The sequence below is a fragment of the Pseudomonas sp. LBUM1661 genome (genome assembly GCF_059695925.1).
The window spans coordinates 3,551,704-3,568,762 of the sequence record NZ_CP166794.1 but is presented as its reverse complement, the minus strand read 5'-3'; the positions used below and the strand labels follow the sequence as shown (position 1 = coordinate 3,568,762).

At 60.8% G+C, this 17,059-nt stretch carries 16 protein-coding genes; 9 read left to right on the top strand and 7 right to left on the bottom strand.

All coding sequences use genetic code 11. The features are described 5' to 3' along the window. Positions 1–53: 53 nt before the first annotated feature. From ACA057_RS16295 to ACA057_RS16275, 5 genes are all read right to left on the bottom strand, one after another. Positions 54–1,322, bottom strand: a complete 1,269-nt coding sequence (locus ACA057_RS16295; RefSeq protein WP_497340386.1) for an OprD family porin — start codon at positions 1,320–1,322, stop codon at positions 54–56. A gap of 128 nt (positions 1,323–1,450) precedes the next feature. After that, on the bottom strand, positions 1,451–3,223 hold the full coding sequence (locus ACA057_RS16290; RefSeq protein WP_497340384.1) for an acyl-CoA dehydrogenase C-terminal domain-containing protein: 1,773 nt from the start codon (positions 3,221–3,223) through the stop codon (positions 1,451–1,453). A 67-nt stretch (positions 3,224–3,290) separates the two neighbouring features. Then, positions 3,291–4,961: a cation acetate symporter gene (locus ACA057_RS16285; RefSeq protein WP_497340382.1), complete on the bottom strand. Its 1,671-nt coding sequence runs from the start codon at positions 4,959–4,961 to the stop codon at positions 3,291–3,293. Beyond that, positions 4,961–5,287, bottom strand: coding sequence for a DUF485 domain-containing protein (locus ACA057_RS16280; protein ID WP_401352870.1), 327 nt, complete (start codon positions 5,285–5,287; stop codon positions 4,961–4,963). Before ACA057_RS16280 ends, ACA057_RS16285 begins: the two co-directional genes overlap by 1 nt. A 122-nt stretch (positions 5,288–5,409) precedes the next feature. Then, the gene (locus tag ACA057_RS16275) at positions 5,410–7,032 is read right to left on the bottom strand and encodes an acyl-CoA synthetase (RefSeq protein ID WP_401352868.1); all 1,623 of its coding nucleotides are present in this window, start codon (positions 7,030–7,032) and stop codon (positions 5,410–5,412) included. A gap of 229 nt (positions 7,033–7,261) precedes the next feature. Here ACA057_RS16275 and ACA057_RS16270 point away from each other — a divergent pair, with 229 nt between their 5' ends. The 7 genes from ACA057_RS16270 (at position 7,262) to ACA057_RS16240 (ending at position 14,262) form a co-directional block, all read left to right on the top strand. After that, positions 7,262–9,538 (top strand): PAS domain-containing sensor histidine kinase, encoded by a 2,277-nt coding sequence (locus ACA057_RS16270; protein ID WP_497340379.1) that lies wholly within the window; start codon positions 7,262–7,264, stop codon positions 9,536–9,538. A gap of 4 nt (positions 9,539–9,542) precedes the next feature. Continuing rightward, complete coding sequence (locus tag ACA057_RS16265; RefSeq protein ID WP_497340377.1) at positions 9,543–10,178, top strand: response regulator transcription factor; 636 nt, start codon at positions 9,543–9,545, stop codon at positions 10,176–10,178. Positions 10,179–10,256: 78 nt separating this feature from the next. Continuing rightward, positions 10,257–11,342: an AI-2E family transporter gene (locus tag ACA057_RS16260; RefSeq protein WP_497340375.1), complete on the top strand. Its 1,086-nt coding sequence runs from the start codon at positions 10,257–10,259 to the stop codon at positions 11,340–11,342. 2 nt (positions 11,343–11,344) lie between these two features. After that, positions 11,345–12,076: a hypothetical protein gene (locus ACA057_RS16255; RefSeq protein ID WP_497340373.1), complete on the top strand. Its 732-nt coding sequence runs from the start codon at positions 11,345–11,347 to the stop codon at positions 12,074–12,076. Positions 12,077–12,097: 21 nt separating this feature from the next. Further along, a complete protein-coding gene (locus ACA057_RS16250; RefSeq protein WP_497340371.1) occupies positions 12,098–12,562 on the top strand; it encodes a MaoC family dehydratase in 465 nt (154 codons plus the stop codon). Between the two features lie 144 nt (positions 12,563–12,706). Further along, positions 12,707–13,849 carry a patatin-like phospholipase family protein gene (locus ACA057_RS16245; RefSeq protein WP_497349930.1) on the top strand — a complete coding sequence of 381 codons (1,143 nt, stop codon included), beginning with the start codon at positions 12,707–12,709 and terminating at the stop codon, positions 13,847–13,849. A gap of 188 nt (positions 13,850–14,037) precedes the next feature. After that, positions 14,038–14,262 (top strand): hypothetical protein, encoded by a 225-nt coding sequence (locus tag ACA057_RS16240; protein ID WP_497340369.1) that lies wholly within the window; start codon positions 14,038–14,040, stop codon positions 14,260–14,262. On the opposite strand, the gene ACA057_RS16235 is transcribed toward ACA057_RS16240, so the two are convergent. Next, the gene (locus ACA057_RS16235; protein ID WP_497340367.1) at positions 14,246–15,115 is read right to left on the bottom strand and encodes a LysR substrate-binding domain-containing protein; all 870 of its coding nucleotides are present in this window, start codon (positions 15,113–15,115) and stop codon (positions 14,246–14,248) included. The genes ACA057_RS16240 and ACA057_RS16235 overlap by 17 nt on opposite strands. Before the next feature lie 132 nt (positions 15,116–15,247). Between ACA057_RS16235 and ACA057_RS16230 the strand changes: the two genes are divergently transcribed. After that, positions 15,248–15,862: a DUF1989 domain-containing protein gene (locus ACA057_RS16230; RefSeq protein WP_497340365.1), complete on the top strand. Its 615-nt coding sequence runs from the start codon at positions 15,248–15,250 to the stop codon at positions 15,860–15,862. An 86-nt stretch (positions 15,863–15,948) separates the two neighbouring features. After that, entirely contained in the window at positions 15,949–16,890 is a 942-nt protein-coding gene (locus ACA057_RS16225) for a LysR substrate-binding domain-containing protein (protein ID WP_497340363.1), read from the top strand. Here the strand turns inward: ACA057_RS16225 and ACA057_RS16220 are convergent. After that, positions 16,880–17,029, bottom strand: coding sequence for a hypothetical protein (locus tag ACA057_RS16220; RefSeq protein WP_497340361.1), 150 nt, complete (start codon positions 17,027–17,029; stop codon positions 16,880–16,882). The two genes, ACA057_RS16225 and ACA057_RS16220, sit on opposite strands and share 11 nt — an antisense overlap. Positions 17,030–17,059 lie beyond the last annotated feature (30 nt).

Sequence of the window (17,059 nt, the reverse complement as noted above, 5' to 3'; positions counted from 1 at the left end):
AAAAAAGGGGACTGCGCCATTAAGCGAGTCCCCTTTGCAAACACTGGATCGACTTACCAAATCGGCAAGGTGTAACTGACAATCAACCGATTCTCATCCAGATCACTGCCAAAATTGGTCGAGCGAACCGTCGCATTACGCCATTTCACCCCGACATTCTTCAGCGGACCACTCTGCACCACATAACCAATATCGGTATCACGCTCCCATTCCTTGCCTTCCGGGCGGTTGCCGCCCAGATCGATGTTGTCACCGGTGATATAGCGAGTCATAAACGTCAGCCCCGGAACCCCCATCGCCGCAAAGTTATAGTCATAACGAGCCTGCCAGGATTTTTCGTCCTTGCTGGCGAAGTCACCGATCTGCACGAAGTTCACCAGAAACGCATCGGTGCCGTTGACGTAGGCATACCCAGTGTCGCCACTCATGCCCTGATAACCCAGGCCAAACGCATGCCCGCCAAGGCTGTAGGTGAACATCGCGCCAATCGCATTGTTATCGACGTTACTGCCGCCATCGTCGGTGGAGCGGGCGAAGCGCAGGTCCGTCTTCAACGACTGCCCCGTGGTCACCGGCAACACGTAAGTCAGGTTCACCAGGTGCTGGCTGTAGAAATTGTCGAGGTGACCATAGCTATAGCCAGTAGCCAGATTGCTGGTCCATTTGTAATTCAGGCTGGCGAAGTCGAAGCTGTCGCTGTCCAGATGACGCGTGGTGATGCCCTTGGCGCCGGTCCGGGTGATGCCCATGTCCTCGTAGTCCGAGGAGTCGCGCTGGTTGACCTGCGTCAGACGCCCGGCATCCACGGTCAGGCCTTCGATTTCCAGCGACGTCAACTGACCGCCCTTGAAGGTTTGCGGCAACAGCCGTGAATCGTTGGCCAACACCGTCGGCAGTTTGGGCAGCAGGGTGCCGAGTTTCAGCGTGCTTTTCGAGGCCCGCAGTTTGGCGGTCAGGCCCAGTTCGCCGTATTCGTCCTGCGCGCCTTTACGGGTATCGCTATGGCGTTTGAGCAGGCCGGAACCGGCGCGATCGGGGCTGGAGTCAAGTTTCACGCCGAGCAGGCCAATGGCATCGAAACCGACACCCACCAAGCCTTCGGTGAAACCGGATTCGTAGCGCAACAGAAAACCTTGCGCCCATTCCTCTTGTTTGGATTGAGGTGCGTTGGTCTGGCGATAATCGCGATTGAAGTAGAAGTTGCGCAGCTCGAGGCTGGCCTTGCTGTCCTTGATAAAGTCAGCAGCGGCGGGGGCCGAGAGGCTGATGACACCGCCGGCCAGCAGCAGTCGGGTAACGAGATTGCGGGTGTGACGATCCATGGTGAAGCCCCTTTGTTTTTATTATGGAAAAGCAGGTCCCGCGGCCCTCGCCAGACAGGCGAGGGCTGATCAATAAAAAACGCGAACGCCGAAAAGAGAGGAGCGTGGCGCCGCGTGCGGTTCAATCGTTAGAACTGTTCGGCGCTGAGGCCATACAACGAGCCGCTGCCCGCGCGGATGGATTGCTCCAGGCTCAAAATGCGCGGCAGCAGGCGGTGGATGTAGAAGTCGGCGGTGGCGATTTTCGCGCCATAAAAGGCTGGATCTTCGCTGTGTTTTTTCTTCGCGACTTGAGCCATGCGCGCCCAAAGCCAGGCGTAGGCGACGTAGCCGAACAGGTGCAGATATTCCACCGAGGCCGCGCCAACTTCGTTGCGGTTGGTCGCGGCCTGGTCTTGCAGCCAGTCGCTGAGGTCTTCCAGGCGCTGCACGGCATCGAGCAGTTGAGCGCAGTAGGGCGCGTCGGGTTGATCGGCGAACTGGCGGATCTGGCCGGTGAACTGGCGCAGCGCAACGCCCTTGTCTGCGAGCACTTTGCGACCGAGCAGGTCCAGCGCCTGAATGCCGTTGGTGCCTTCGTAGATCTGCGCAATCCGCACGTCACGGACCAATTGTTCCTGGCCCCATTCGCGGATGTAGCCATGCCCGCCGAACACCTGCTGGCCGTGGATGCAGCTTTCCAGACCGGTGTCAGTGAAGAACGCCTTGGCAATCGGGGTGAGCAGCGCCACCAGGTTTTGTGCGCTGTCGCGTTCCTGCGCATCATCGGAAAACTTCGCCAGATCGAGTTGTTGCCCGACATAACTGGCGAACGCGCGACCGCCTTCGGTCATGGCTTTCATGCTCAGCAGCATGCGGCGCACATCGGGGTGAACGATGATTGGATCGGCGACTTTGTCCGGGGCAATGGCACCGGTCGGCGCGCGGCTCTGCACGCGTTCACGGGCGTAGGCCACGGCGCTTTGATAAGACGCCTCGGCACAACCGATGCCTTGAATGCCGATGGACAGGCGTTCGTAGTTCATCATGGTGAACATCGCCGCCAAACCTTTGTTGGCTTCGCCGACCAGCCAACCGCTGGCACCGTCGAAATTCATCACGCAGGTGGCCGAGGCCTTGATGCCCATTTTGTGTTCGATCGAACCGCAACTCACGGCGTTGGGATTGCCGAGGGAGCCGTCGGCATTGACCAGCACTTTAGGGACGACAAACAGCGAGATCCCTTTTGGCCCCGCAGGCGCGTCCGGCAGTTTGGCCAGCACCAGATGCACGATGTTTTCGGTCAGGTCCTGATCGCCACCGGTGATGAAGATCTTGCTGCCGGTGATGCTGTAGCTGCCATCGGCCTGGGGTTCGGCGCGGGTACGGATGATCCCCAGGTCGGTGCCGGCATGGGCTTCGGTCAGGCACATGGAACCGGCCCAGCGGCCTTCGTACATCGGCGGCAAATAGAGGTTTTTCAGGGTGTCGCTGGCGTGGGCATCCAGCGCCAGGCACGCACCGGAGCTCAACGCCGAATACAAAGCAAAGCTTGAGTTGGCGCCGTAGAGCATTTCTTCAAACTGCACCGCGAGCATCTTCGGCATGCCCATGCCGCCGAAATCGGCGTTGCCGGACAAACCGACCCAGCCGCCTTCGATGTAGGTGGCGTAAGCCTGCTTGAAACCGATCGGCGTGCTGACCTGGCCGTCGAGCCACTGCGCGCCTTCTTCGTCGCCGCTGCGATTCAACGGGGCAATCAGGTGCGAGGTGACTTTGGCCGCCTCTTCAAGAATGGCGTCAGCGGTGGCGGCGTCGACGTTGTCGGCCAGGGCCGGCAAACGCGCCCACAGGGCCGGGGCGTCGAACACTTCGTGCAGCACAAAGCGCATGTCGCGCAGCGGGGCGTTGAATTCGGGCATAACGTGAACCTCAATCGGACGGTTGTACGGTGGGCACGGCGCCGTTGAACGGCCCGTGCCTTTGCAATCAATGGCTGGAAGCGCTGGCGGCACCGAGGCCGGTCTGGGCGCGAACGAACTGGTCGGCGTAGGCGTCACGTTCCTTGCCGGCGCGCACGCTCTGGTCGAGTTTCGACACGACGACGATCACCAGGAACGCCAGCGGCATGGAGAACAGGGCCGGGTGGTCGTACGGGAAGATCGCGTGAGCATGACCGAGCACGGTGACCCACACGGCTGGCGAGAGGATCACCAGCACCAGCGCGCAGATCAGGCCGGAAAAACCGCCGATGATCGCGCCTTTGGTGGTCAGGCCTTTCCAGTACATGGCCATGATCAGCACCGGGAAGTTGGTCGACGCGGCGATGCCGAAGGTCAGGCCGACGAGGAATGCGACGTTCATCTTCTCGAACAGAATGCCCAGCAGAATCGCGATGATCCCAAGGGCGACGGTGGCCATGCGGGTCACGCGCATTTCCTGTTTCTGCGTGGCTTTACCTTTCTTGAACACGGTGGCGTAGAGGTCGTGGGAGATCGCCGACGCACCGGCCAGGGCCAGCCCGGAGACCACCGCGAGGATGGTGGCGAACGCGACCGCCGAGAGGAAACCGAAGAACAGGTTGCCGCCGACCGCCTTGGCCAGGTGCATGGCGACCATGTTGCCGCCGCCGATCAAGGCGCCGCCGACTTCACCATTCACGTAGTACTGCGGGTCGGTGCCGATGATGACCATCGCGGCAAAGCCCAGGGTGCAGACCACCAGGAAGAAGAAACCGATGAAACCCGTGGCGTAGAACACCGACTTGCGCGCTTCCTTGGCGTTCGGCACGGTGAAGAAGCGCATCAGGATGTGCGGCAGGCCGGCAATCCCGAACACCAGGCCCAGCGACATCGACGCGGTGTTGATCGGGTCGGCGAGCATAGAGCCCGGACCCATGATGTTCCAGCCACTGGCGTGAGCCTCGACGGCTTTGGTGGCCAGGGTTTCGTAGCTGAAACCGAACTGCGACATGGCCATCACCGCCAGGGTCGTGCCGCCGGCCAGCAGCAATACAGCCTTGATGATCTGCACCCACGTGGTGGCGATCATGCCGCCAAAGATCACGTAGACCAGCATCAATGCGCCGACGATCACCACGGCGACCGGGTAATCGAGACCGAACAACAATTTGATCAACTGACCCGCGCCAACCATCTGCACGATCAGGTAGCAGCACACCACTGTCAGCGAACCGAACGCGGCGAAGATCCGCACTTTGTTCTGGTCCAGTCGATAGGACACGATATCGGCGAAGGTGTAGCGGCCCAAATTGCGCAGGCGCTCGGCCATCAGGAAGGTGATGATCGGCCAGCCGACAAAGAAGCCGATGGTATAGATGAAGCCATCGTAACCCTTGGCGAACACCAGGCTGGACAAGCCCAGCAGCGTGGCGGCGGACATGTAGTCACCGGCAATCGCCAGACCGTTCTGGAACCCGGTGATGCCACCGCCTGCGGTATAGAAGTCGGAGGTGGATTTGGTTTGCCGCGCCGCCCACCAGGTGATGGCCAGCGTGCCGAGGACGAACACAAAGAACATGCCGATCGCATGCAGGTTGAGCGGTTGTTTCTCGATGGCGCCCAACGCGGGCGCAGCCAGCACAACGGAGGCCGGCAGCAGCCCGGCACCGGCGAGGAGCAATTTACGAAGCAGGTTCATTACTTGCTCTCCTCAAGAATGGCCGCGCCCAGTGCATCGAAGCGGGTATTGGCGCTGTAGACATACCAGCCGGTCAGCAGCCAGGAAAAAATGATGATCGCCGCGCCAACCGGCATGCCCAATGTCAACATTCGATGTTCGCCCAGCGGTGCATGCAACCACTGCGGGGCAAACGCCACCACCAGCATGAACAGGTAATAAGTGCCCAGCACGGCGGCACTCAACGACCACGCCAGGCGCGAACGGCTACTGACCAATTGAAGGAATTTCGGATTGCTCCGAATGCGTTCACAGCGTTGGGTATCGGTTGAATGGATGTCGATCATGGGTGGCTCCACATTGTTTTTGTTATCAGTGTTTGGGGGCGGGCAGGGCCGAATCAGGCATGCACGAACCCGAGGCGGCAGGTAAAAGCACCTGCCGCCTGGTGGGTACAACGTTGGTTCGGTTAGAGCGCTTTAGCCCTGTCGCGCAGGACGTACTTCTGGATCTTGCCGGTGGACGTTTTCGGCAACAGGGTGAAAATCACGGTGCGCGGTACTTTGAAACCGGCCAGGTGTTCGCGGCAGAAACTGATGATGTCGGCCTCGCGAACGTCCTGGTGATCAGCCTTCAAGGTGATGAACGCGCAAGGCGTTTCGCCCCACTTTTCATCGGGACGGGCAACCACTGCCGCTTCCATCACGCCGGGGTGGCGGTAAAGCACACCTTCGAGTTCGATGGTGGAAATGTTCTCGCCGCCCGAGATGATGATGTCCTTGAGTCGGTCCTTGATCTCGACATAACCGTCCGGGTGACACACCGCCAGGTCGCCGGTGTGGAACCAGCCCCCTTCGAACGCTTCGGCGGTGGCGGTCGGGTTTTTCAGGTAGCCCTTCATCACGGTATTGCCGCGCATGAAAATCTCGCCGATGGTCTGACCGTCCCGTGGGGTCGGTTCCAGCGTCTTCGAGTCGCCGACCATCACGCCTTCGAGCGTCGGGTAGCGCACGCCCTGACGGGATTTGATTTGTGCCCGTTCATCCAGCGGCAACTCATCCCATTCGGCATGCCAGGCGCAGAGGGTTACCGGGCCGTAGGTTTCGGTCAGGCCATAGACGTGGGTGACCTTAATGCCCATTTCTTCCACGGCACCGATCACTTTGGCCGGTGGCGCCGCACCGGCGACCATGGCATTGACCGGGTGATCAATGGCCGCTTTCGCCGACTCGGGCATGTTGACCAGCGCGTTGAGCACAATCGGCGCAGCACACAGGTGAGTAATCTGATGCTCGCGGATCAGCGTAAGGATTTTCTGTGGGTCGACCCGGCGCAGGAACACATGCACACCGGCCAACGCGGTGATGATCCACGGGTAGCACCAACCGTTGCAGTGGAACATCGGCAGCGTCCAGAGGTAGACCGGATGGTTGCCCATGGCCCAGGTCATCTGGTTGCCGAGTGAATTCAGGTAGGCGCCGCGATGGTGGTAAACCACGCCTTTGGGGTTGCCGGTGGTGCCGGAGGTGTAGTTCAACGAGATGGCTTGCCATTCGTTCGCCGGCCATTGCCAGGCGTAATCCGGGTCACCTTCGGCCAGCAGCGCTTCATAGTCCAGCTCGCTGACGGCTTCACCTTCGCCGTATTCCGGGTCATTGACGTCGATCACCAGCGGCGGGTGATCGAGCATGCCGATCGCCGCGTGAATCACGCTATGGAACTCGCGGTCGGTGATCAGCACCTTCGCCTCGCCGTGCTGCAGCATGAAGGCAATGGCTTCGGCATCCAGGCGCACATTGAGCGGGTTGAGCACGGCGCCGATCATCGGCACGCCGAAATGCACTTCGAGCATCTCGGGGATGTTCGGCAGCATCACCGCCACGGTGTCGTTCTTGCCGATGCCACGACCGGCCAGCGCCGAGGCCAGGCGTCGGCAACGGGTGTAGGTCTGCGCCCATGTGCGGCGAATCGAGCCATGGATGACGGCGGGGTAGTTGGGATAAACGCTGGCCGTGCGCTCGATGAAGCTGAGCGGAGACAAGGCAATATGATTGACAGCCGCAGGGCCTAGCCCTTGTTCGTAGATCGACATGACGGGTACTCGGTGGCTGATTGTTAGCTCTATGGATGACCTTTAAGCGTATCCGCTGAGGTCATCTTTTATGTCCGGTTTGCTTTATATAACAATCTACCGTTGATATGGAAGTACAACCTACGCAGTATAGTATATGTACTATATTCGATTCTTCAGGTGCCAAATGAATGCCGCCATGCCTCCGAGGCCGGTATATCCTTGGCTACCCCAACGAAGCGGACCCGTGATGACCCTGACTCCCGTTCGATTGCACAGCTGGTTGCGCCTGCAGCGCGAGGGTGTGTCCCTGGCCGCCCGGGCCGATGCGTTGTGCCGGGCGTTGCAGGATTGTCCCGAGGTGCGCCGGGCGGTTTATCTGAGTTGGCAGCCCCATGCCGGGATTTACAGCCACGAGGGCGCCGCGCTGCATTTTCCACCGGGCCTGGGCGACCCGGCACTGGCCAGCGATCAGTTACTGTTCGATCGGCTGGTCGAGGAAGGGCGTCTGGATCTGGCTCAGGTACGTCAACTCGATTGCTGGTTGTCCGGCCGATTGCGCCGGGCTGCCATCAGTCATGGGCAGGTGTTCGATCTGGCCTTGCAGCCCGGGCAGGCCGGATTGCTGCTGGTGGAAGTCTGCGAGGGCGTGAGCCTTGACTGGCTGGGTTGGGTGCAGGATTTGCTGACCACCTTGCTCAGCAGCGTCAATGGCATGCTGCGAGGCTCGCCGCTGTTGGGCCACGATCCGCAACCGAGTCTGTTGCTCGACGCCCAGGGCCGACCGCTGGAGTTCAATGCGGCGTTGTTGGCGCTGCTCGCGGAAAAACCGCTGACCGATGTGCTGGGCTTTTTACCGGTCAATCATCGAGTGCTGGTGCGCGCCTGCCTCGATCAGCAACGTGCCATCGAAGGGGTCGAGGCGCAGTTCGAAGCGCAGATCCTGATCTGGACGTTTATCCCCGATCCGCAGGACAACCGCGTCCTCGCCCGTTGCCGTGACGCCACGGCGCAAGTGCTGGCCGAGCGCGAGGCCACCAAGGCGCGCCGGCTGTACCGGCTGATCATCGAGAACACCACCGACCTGATTTCCCGTCACACACCGGACGGGCGCTTTCTCGATGCGTCGCCGGCGTCCTGGACCTTGCTCGGCTACTGGCCTGAAGAGTTGCGCGGGCAATTGGCCCAGGGCCTGTTCCATGGCCACGACCTGGCCAATCTGGTGCAGCGTGCGCGAGATGCCCTGGAGCAGGACGGTTATCACACCATGACCTACCGCATCCGCCACCGGGCCGGGCACTATCTGTGGTTCGAAACCGCCAGCCGGGCGATTCGTGAAACCTACACCGGTGCGGTGGTTGAAGTGGTCAGCGTCTCCCGCGACGTCACTGCCCGGGTGCAGGCCGAAGAAAACAAGCGGCGCCTGGCCGAGGTCGTCGAGGCCAACACCGATCCGGTGTTGTTCATCGACCCCGAGGGGCAGGTCACATACCTCAACCCGGCCGCGCGGCGCATCCTGGGGATTGACGAGCAACAGCCAATGCCGGCCCTGGGCGAGTTGTTCGCCAGCGCCGACCTCGCGCGTTTGCAACGGGATGGCTGGAGCAGTGCCGAACGTGACGGGGTCTGGAGCACCGATGCGCGGTTGCAACCACCGGCGGGCGGCACGTCGGTGCCGGTGTCACTGGTACTGCTGGCGCACCGTGCGGCCGGCAACGAGCGCTATTACTCATTGGTGGCGCGAGACATGACCGAACGTGAACTGCGCGAAGTGCAACAGCGCCGCCATCAGGACGAGCTGGCGCACACCGCGCGCCTGGTGACGCTGGGTGAACTGGCGTCGGGCATTGCCCACGAGATCAACCAGCCGTTGGCCGCCGTGGTCAATTACGCCAATGCCAGCCAGCGCTATTTACAGACACTGGGTTCCAATCCCCAAGCCGCCGAACGAGTCGCGCAAGGCCTGGAGCGCATCACTTATCACGCCACCCATGCGTCGGAAGTGATCCGGCGTCTGCGGGCGTTTCTGCGCAAGGGCCAGCGCCGCATGCAGGCCCTGAATTTCACCGACGTCGCCCGCGAGGCCGTGCGTTTGTGTGCCTGGGAGGCGAGCAATTGCCAAGTGACAATCGAGGATCGACTGCCGGATAATCTGCCGCCCGTTTATGCCGACCGGGTGCTGCTGGAGCAAGTCCTGCTCAATCTGTTGCGCAACGCCATCGATGCCAACCGCGAACAACACCCCGGCCAGCCTTCGTTGATCGTGATGGCTGCGGGGCAGGGCAGTGGCGCCACGGTGGAAATCAGTGTGCAGGACCAGGGGCCAGGCGTCAGCGAGCCCGAGCTGGAACAGATTTTCACCCCGTTCTATACCAGCAAGGCCGATGGCCTGGGGCTCGGGCTGTCCATGAGCCGCAGCATCGTCGAAGGTTTCGGTGGCGAATTGCAGGCCCGGCGTCAGCCTGTCGGGCTGCTGATGTGTTGCCGCTTGCCGCTTGCCGGCCCAACAAAACAACAACAGGAATAACGTAATGTCAGGTGTGACGGAGCACGTGGTGTATGTGGTCGACGACGACCAAGGCATGCTCGATTCAACGGTCTGGTTACTGGAGTCGGTCGGCCTCAAGGCCTTGCCGTTTACCAGTGGCGTCGAGTTTCTCAATGCCTGTGATGCGACGCTCGATGCCTGCGTGCTGCTGGACGTGCGCATGCCCGGCATGGGCGGGTTGAACGTGCAGGAAGAAATGCGCGCCCGCGAATTGAACCTGCCGATCATTTTCGTCAGCGGCCACGCGGACGTGCCGATCGTGGTACGCGCCTTCAAGGCCGGCGCCCACGACTTCATCGAAAAACCCTATAACGAGCAACTGCTGCTGGACAGCGTGCAGCAGGCGCTCAGCAATTGCGCGGCCAACCGTTCCGGCAATCAGGGCCACGAAGCCTTGCAGGCGCGTTTGCTCACCCTGACCCCGCGGGAACGCGATGTGTTGTTGCCGCTGGTGCAGGGTTACACCACCCGTGAAATCGCCGAGCAACTGGGGGTCAGCGCCAAAACCGTCGACTTGTATCGCTCGCGGGTGATGAAACGCATGCAGGCCAATACCTTGCCGGACCTGGTGGGCATGGCCATCGCCGCTGAACTGGTCGACCCACTGAAGCTGCGTTGAGGCCTCACGTTTTCTGCTGAACGTCTATGCTGGGCTAACCGATCACAACCCTCTGCAGCGATCTGCAAGGAGGCAGTCATGGTGCCCACGTCCATCACCGAAAAGATGTTCAGTCGCAGCCTGCTTGATGTACTGATTCGCGCCGGACTCATTGTCATCCTGGTGTTGTTCTGCTTCCAGATATTCAGCCCGTTCCGCGACCTGATGCTGTGGTCGGTGATCCTGGCGATCACCCTTTACCCGCTGCAAAAGCGTCTGATGGCCGGGCGCGGCCTCAAAGAGGGGCACGTCGCGACGCTGATCATCTTGATCGCCATCGTTATCCTGATGGTGCCGATTTACCTGTTGGGCACCTCGATTGCCGACTCGGTCGAAAAAGCCATGAATGTGGTCAGGGAGGGCGGGGTGCACATTCCTCCGCCGGCCGATTCCGTCGCCGGTTGGCCGGTGGTGGGGAAACCGCTGTCGGCGGCGTGGCTGCAGGCCTCAACCGATCTTCCGGGTTTGACCGAGAAGTACATCCCGCAGATCAAAGGGGTCAGCCTGACCTTGTTGAGCAAACTGGCTGGCGTCGGCATGGGTTTCCTGACCTTTATCTTCGCCCTGATCATCGCCGGCATTTTCATGGCCTATGGCGAAGGCGGCAGCCGTAGCGCGGTACAAATCGCCAGCCGTGTCAGTGGTCCGGCCAAGGGGCCGAAAATCGCCGAGCTCTGCACCGCCACGATCCGTGCGGTGGCGCTGGGGGTGGTCGGTATCGCGTTTATCCAGATGCTGCTGGTGGGCCTCGGTTTCGTCCTCAAAGGCGTCCCCGGCGCAGGCCTGCTTGCCTTGGCGGTGTTGCTGCTGGGCATCATGCAGTTGCCAGTGACGGTGATTACGCTGCCCGTGATCGTCTACGTGTTCGCCACCGAGGGCGCCTCCACCGCGACCATCATCTTCGCCATCTATGTGTTTGTTGCCGGTCTGGTGGATAACGTGCTAAAGCCGTTGCTGCTCGGGCGCGGGGTCGATGTGCCGATGCCGGTGGTGTTGATCGGTGCCTTGGGTGGCATGGTGACCGGCGGCATTATCGGGCTGTTCATCGGCCCGGTGGTGCTTGCGGTTGGCTATCAATTATTCTGGCAGTGGGTACAGGATCGGCCGCCGGAAGAAGGGCTGTAACCATGAGTGCGCACAATGATGAACTGCTGGACCAGGTGCTGATCGCCCACGGGGGTCTTGAACGCTGGAACAGCTTCAGCACCGTACGGGCCACGATCGTGACCGGCGGTTCGTTATGGGCCATGAAAGGCCTGACGCAGGACAGCGCACCCCGCCAGATGACGGTCTGGTTGCATGAGCAGCGCGCCTCGGTGACGCCCTTTGGCGGGGCGGATCAATTGACCGCTTACACGCCGGAGCGAATTGCCATTCAAAAGACCGATGGCCAGGTGATTGCCGAACGATCGGCCCCCAGAGAATCCTTCCGCGAGCACGGCGAAAACTCCCCTTGGGATCCACTGCATCGGGCGTACTTCAACGGTTATGCGATGTGGTCCTACTTGACGATGCCGTTCCAGTTCACCTTGCCGGGTGTCGTGACCGAGGAGGTCGAGCCCTGGCACGAGGGAACACAGCTCTGGCGGCGATTAAAGGTGACCTTTCCCGAGAACATCGCGACGCACTGCGCGGTTCAGGAATTCTGTTTCGGTGACGACTTTCTGTTGCGTCGACACGACTACAACGTCGACGTGAGCGGTGGTTTGCCTGCCGCCCAGTATGTTCATCACTATATTGAAGCAGACGGGCTGCGCATGCCTGGCAAGCGGCGCGCTTATCGACGCATGCCCGACGGCCAGGCCGACAGGGACGCGCTGCTGGTGGCGATCGATCTCAGCGACATCGGTTACACATAATGCCAAGCGGAGGAATGAATCATGACCGTGCATTCCTGGGAAAAACTCTACCTCGATGACCTGAGCCTCGGCCAGGTGTTCGAAAGCGACAGCCTCCACGTCGAGCGAAGGAAGATGTTGGCGTTTGCTCAGGAGTACGACCCGCAACCGTTCCACCTCGACCCGGAAGCCGCCGACCTGAGCCTGTTTCGCGGCCTGGCGGCGAGTGGCTGGAACACGGCGGCCCTGACCATGAAACTGCTGGTGGCCAGCGTGCCGCTGGCTGACGGGATTATTGGTCTGGGCATCGAATTGAGCTGGCCGACGCCGACGTACCCCGATGACACGTTACGTCTCACCACCACCGTCCAGGCGATCGAACCGTCCGCCACCAAGCCCGACCGGGGCGTGGTGACCATGCTCATGGAAACCCGCAATCAGCACGACAACGTGGTGCAACGCGCCACCGGCAAACTGCTGGTCTTCAGGCGACCGCCGCCTGACTGAGAAAGTCGTCATGGCTGTATGGCGCGCGCATGATGGGTGAGGCCATTTCACCGTCCCGTTGCGCGCGTTCTCTGTCGATTGCAGGGGACCGGAGGAGGCGTTTTGAAACCATTTCTGCCCAGGCCCAGCGCCACAACGATGAATATGTTGCGTGAAGGGTGCCTGCAACGTCGTGAGGCGGTGCCGCAAACGTTAACGGAACAAGCGGTCATTCCAGGCATCCCGAATGCGCGCTACTGGCTGGATCAGGACCTGACGTCGTTCATCCAGGATGCGAGCCTGGCCAACGATCGAGAGATCGCGGCGCTCACCGGCACAGGGATCAGGGATGATGTATTGCCACTGGGCCATTACCTGGCGATTTCGGGAGGTGGCGACGCCGGCACCTTCGCGGCGGGCATCATTGCCGGATGGACCCTGCACGGAAGCCGGCCAATGTTCAAGGTCGTCACCGGCATCAGCGCGGGTGCCCTGGTCGCGCCGTTCGCTTACCTGGGGCCTGAATACGACCCGGTCATTCTGGGAATCTGCAGCGCCATCGGTCCCAAGGACGTTTTCCATTCGCGAAGTGTCCTGACCCGGCTGGCCAGCGACGGTATAGCGGACAGCAAGCCACTGGCGCGTCTCATCGCCAAGTACATCACCGCCGAGGTGCTGGCGGCCATCGCCGAGCAATACGCCAAAGGACGACTGCTGATGATCGGCACCACCGACTTGGATGCCGGGCGGCCCGTGACCTGGAACATGGGCGCCATTGCTTCCAGCGATGCACCCGGAGCGCTCCACCTCTTTCGTAACATCATGGTCGCGTCGATGAGCATTCCCGGCGCCGTCTCACCGGTGATGATCGATGTCGAGGTTGACGGCAAACAGTTTCAGGAAATGCACGTGGACGGCGGCGTGCTCACTCAGGTGTTCCTTTACCCACCGGGCACCGTGATGGCGCTCAACAGCGTGACCGGCGCACGCCTACGGCAGGGACGGCATTTCTACGTCATTCGCAACGGCAAACTGGTGCCGCAGTGGTCCGGCACCAAGCGCCGTACCTTGAGTATCGGCGGCCGAGCCATCAGCACGTTGATCCAGACTCAGGGGATCAGCGACCTGGACCGGATCTACCGAATTGCCGAGCAGGACGGGGCAGACTTCAACCTGGCGTATATCGGCGCTGATTTTCACTTTCCGCGCAATCAGAAATTCGATGGCGAGTACATGAAGCGCTTGTTCGATTACGCCTTCCAACTCGCCGCGAAAGGTTACCCGTGGCATAAATCGCCGAGTTCCTGAATACGGTGCAGGCCCCGCACACCCCGTATAGATTTCACTTATAGCCGCAGCAAGATTCAGTATTATTTTTTCGCCCACGAAGCTGTTCCACTCCCGCTATCAGTCCACGCGGGAGGGTGCTTTATGTTGCTTGTGAGCGGGACTCGAATGTGAGGCGTCAGCGCTGGTGATGCCACCGCGCACCGCGCGTGAAAGCGTCGCCCATCCACATGGAGTGCGTGCTGCTGAAGGTTGTCGAATTACCTTCGGAGATTGAAGAAAACCTGCTGATTATCGGGCGGGTGGTCGGCTTGCACATCAACGACATCTGGCTCATCGAAGGGCGTATCGATCTTTCCAACGTCCGGCCACTGGCCCGGCTTGGTGACGGCCAATTCGCAACGTTTGCCGAAATCCTCAAAGGTGTTGCCTGAGGAACCGGACAAATTCTCGCGCCAGTTGCGAAGGCTCTTCCTGGGTGGGAAGCAGGAGTGCGATTTCATACTTGATCGGCGGTGAGAATGGCTTGAGCACTAAATTCCCGGTGAATGGCAGGCTGACGACCGGGTCGATGATCCCGACGCCCATGCCGGCACACACCAGTTCGCAGGCGGTGGAGAAGAATTCTGTCTCGGCCACCACGTTCCAGGATGCCCCGTACGCCGAAAAGGCCATGGCCAACTGCTGGTAGATCGGATCACCCTTGAACAGTGAAACGAACGGCACGCCATCCAGGTCCGCCGGCGTGATCACGTCCAGTGCTGCCAGGGGGTGGCCGAGCGGCACCATGCACTGGCATTCGTACGAAATCACCTCCATGTTCGAGGTCGGGTAGTCGAGGGGCAGTTCGGCGATAGCCAGGTCAAATTGCTGCGTCGACATCAGTTCGCGAACTGACTGGGAGTTGCGGGTGATGATCTTCAGTTGCAGCCCCGGACGCTCCTTCGCGAACTCGGCCATCAATCGTGGCAGCAGGTTGATCGAGATACTGGCGTACGCGGCGATGGCCAAGTGGCCGCGTTTGCCGGTGCGAATCTCCTTGGCGATGCGATGGGTTTTCTCCACCGCCTCCAGCGCGCGTTCGGCCTCGACAAAAAACAGCCGCGCTTCGGGGGTGGGTTGCAGGCGACCGCCCTTGCGCACGAAAAGCGTCAGGCCGGTTTCATGCTCCAGATTGGCGATGGTGCTGCTGATGGCGGGTTGAGAGATGCCCAAAAGCTCGGCAGCACGGGTCATGGTGCCGTGGATCATCAAGGTTCTGAAGCACTCAAGTTGCCGGATTCGCATGGGCCACCCTATAGATTTCACTTATACAGAGGCGACTTTATATTATTGGTTTGCGGTTTTCCTCTGTGTTTTCCTTGACGTCAGGTACCCGGCCTTCAGGCCATTAGCCGTGCACGAGGAGAACCACACACCATGACTGCAATCACGACGATTTACCCCGGCGAACGGGTCCGCTTGCCTGCCCGGCGTGGGGTAGCGATCCGCTTGAAACGGGGGCAGATCATCAAGCTCATCAACACCCATGGCCAGCAAGTCGTAGACACGTGGGCATTCAACCCGGACGACCTCTGCGAGGCCATGTCGATGGAACACAGCCGTCCCTTCTGGTTGAAGCTCAACCCCCGGCAAGGTGACAGCCTCGTCACCAACAAACGCCGGAAAATCCTGACGCTCATCGAGGACACCTCACCGGGCATCCACGACACGCTGGTCGCCGCTTGCGACCCGACGCGCTATGAGCAGTTGGGGGTGATCGGGCATCATGACAGCTGCAACGAAAATCTCTTTCTGGCCCTGGGTGCCCTCGGCCTGGTGGCACCGGAAACGCCGAGCCCGTTGAACCTGTTTATGAATGTGCCGGTGCATCAGGACGGGCGTATCGAGTTTGCGGCACCGGTCAGTGAGCCTGGGCAATACGTAGCGCTGCAGGCGGAAATGGATGCGATCGTGGTTTTTTCTGCCTGCCCGCAGGACATTACCGCCGTCAATGGAATGCGGCCTCAGGACGTTCACTACAGCGTCACCTGACGCCACACAACGCCTGCCGGTGGACGCTGTCTGCCGGCAGGACATTGAATTCGTCGCCCAACAAAGACAGGTGTCCGGAGTAAGCCATGCGCAAAATACCCCCATTGAATTCCGTGCGCGCGTTTGAGGCGGTCGCACGTCACCAGAGTTTTTCCGCGGCAGCCAACGAACTCTCCGTGACGGTCGCTGCGGTCAGCCATCAAGTCCGCCAACTGGAAGACGGGCTGGGGCAAAAGCTCCTGGAGCGAGGCCGGACGGTGACGCTTACCCCGGCGGGCAAAACCATTTATCCGCTGTTACGCGACGGCTTCGACCAGATTGCCCAGGCGTTTGCCCTGATCGATGCACCCAAGGAGGGGGATGCCATTCAGGTCTCCACCACGCGTGCATTTGCCGAGCGGTGGCTGATGCCTCGTCTGGCACGTTTCAACGACATTTATCCAACGATCAGGGTACACATCCATGCCTCGGAGAAGGTCGTGGACCTGCGTTCCGAAACGGTCGATCTGGCGATTCGGTACGGCCCGACCGATGCAGGCAGGCAAGGCCCCGTTCTGTTCGACGATGAGTACATCGCCGTCGCGGACCAAAGCATTTGCCCTGTCGACCGACATCCCACGATCAACGACTTTCACAACCGTTCGCTGCTGGCGTTCAAGTGGAAGAATCAGGCGCTGCAGGCTCCTTCCTGGTCCGCGTGGCTGGCCCGGGTCGAGCACGATACTACCCGGGATTTCCGCATTTCCTGGTACAGCGAAGAAACACTCGCCCTGCATGCGGTAGAGCGGGGGTTGGGGCCGTTGCTGTGCAGCACGGTATTGATTGACGATGAGCTGCGTTCGGGGCGTATGCGTCGAGTAACGGGACCGGCGTTGCCAGGTTTCACCTACCACCTGATCGAAGACCCAAGGACCGATTCGCGTCGCAGCGTGTCATTGTTTCGCGACTGGCTGTTGAGCGAGGCGAAAGCGTTCAGGGACAACGCCCTGAACGAGGTGTCAACCGGTCGGCTCGCGCTTACGTCCTGATGCCAAGGGCCGTCTCGATCGCCAGGCAGGCACCGAGCAGTTGATCGTCGCTGGCGGCGGCCAATGCGGCCTCGATCAACGTATCAGGTGTGGTGAGGCCTTGTTTCAATCGCTCGGCGGTTTCCGGCAGCGTGATCATGGTTGCTCCGATTGGGTGGGCGAAGGTGAC